At 40.8% G+C, this 1,327-nt stretch carries 1 protein-coding gene; it reads left to right on the top strand.

The window, feature by feature from the left end:
• Positions 1-144 precede the first annotated feature (144 nt).
• Entirely contained in the window at positions 145-1,110 is a 966-nt protein-coding gene (locus ABD036_RS19060) for an acyl-CoA desaturase (RefSeq protein ID WP_343862780.1), read from the top strand.
• Positions 1,111-1,327 lie beyond the last annotated feature (217 nt).

The raw sequence follows: 1,327 nt of genomic DNA on the forward strand, positions 1-1,327 counted from the left end.
AAAAATAAAAGAAGCTAATGAACATGTCGAAATTATTGGGTGTTAGTGCGTATAACAAGTTTGTTAAGTTCGCCCAACAAGTTGGGCTGGGACGCGTAAACTGCACGCGCCCCTTACAAAAGCGTTAGCAGCCTTAGGATAGTTATGCTCAATACGGATAGAGTTAAAGCAGATGATGAAACGAGTGCTTTTAGTGGCACTGTAAAGTGGAAGCCGACTAAATCCATTTGGTTTTTAACGCATTTAGTGGCGGCTATTTTCATCGCACCTTTTGTATTATCTTTTTCTGCGTTTTTAGTTTTTCTAATCCTTACAGCAATCACATTATGTTTTGGGCATTCCCTAGGAATGCATAGATTACTCATCCACCGTTCATATGAATGCCCGAAATGGATGGAGTATTTATTTGTATATTTAGGTGTACTAGTTGGTATGGCTGGCCCAATCAGCATGATGATTCAACACGACCTCCGAGATTGGGCGCAAAGACAATCTCGATGCCATGATTATTTACTACATGGCTCAAAAATCCTAACGGATGGTTGGTGGCAACTAAATTGTGATCTAGCATTAAACAATCCTCCTAAATTTGAAATAGAAAAATCTGTATCCTTAAATAAATTTTATCAATTCATCGAAAGAACTTGGATGCTTCAACAGTTAGTTTTGGCCGTTCCTTTATTTCTTATTGGAGGCATTTCTTGGTTAGTTTGGGGTGTTTCAGTCCGAGTTGTAATATCAGTTGGTGGTCATTGGCTAATAGGTTACTTCGCTCATAATAAAGGTGATAAAACTTGGGAGGTTGAGGGAGCCGCAGTGCAAGGTCACAATATTAGAATTGCAGGGTTCCTTTCTATGGGCGAAGCATGGCATAACAACCATCACGCTTATCCTGGCTCTGCTATGTTGGGCTTGTATAATGACGAACCAGATCCTGGTTGGTGGGTTTTAAACGCTTTACATAATCTCAGAATAGTTAAAAACATTAAGTTGCCAAAGCAACTTCCTGTCCGATCAGAGTTGGTAGCTGTTTCTGATAATATTGATAACCGTGTTGAGCGGGTACCAGAAGACTGCGAAGTTGCAAAGTTTATACGAAAAGGCAGCTAACAAGTTGCCTAAGTTCGCCGCAAAAAGCGCGGCTGGGACAAATACTCACTGGGCAAAGCCCAACAACGTTCGCATTTGCCCCTTGGCAAAGCGTTATACGTAAAAAATTATGATCGAAATAGAGTTCGAAGACCCCGTTGAAGGTACATGTGAGTGTTGCGGTAATAAAACCGTACGACTGACTCGTTTTGTTTACCAAGATGACAATGCTTTCGCA

Origin of the sequence: Aliiglaciecola litoralis (assembly GCF_039523355.1) — a bacterium.
GTDB classification, from domain to species: Bacteria; Pseudomonadota; Gammaproteobacteria; order Enterobacterales; family Alteromonadaceae; genus Aliiglaciecola; species Aliiglaciecola litoralis.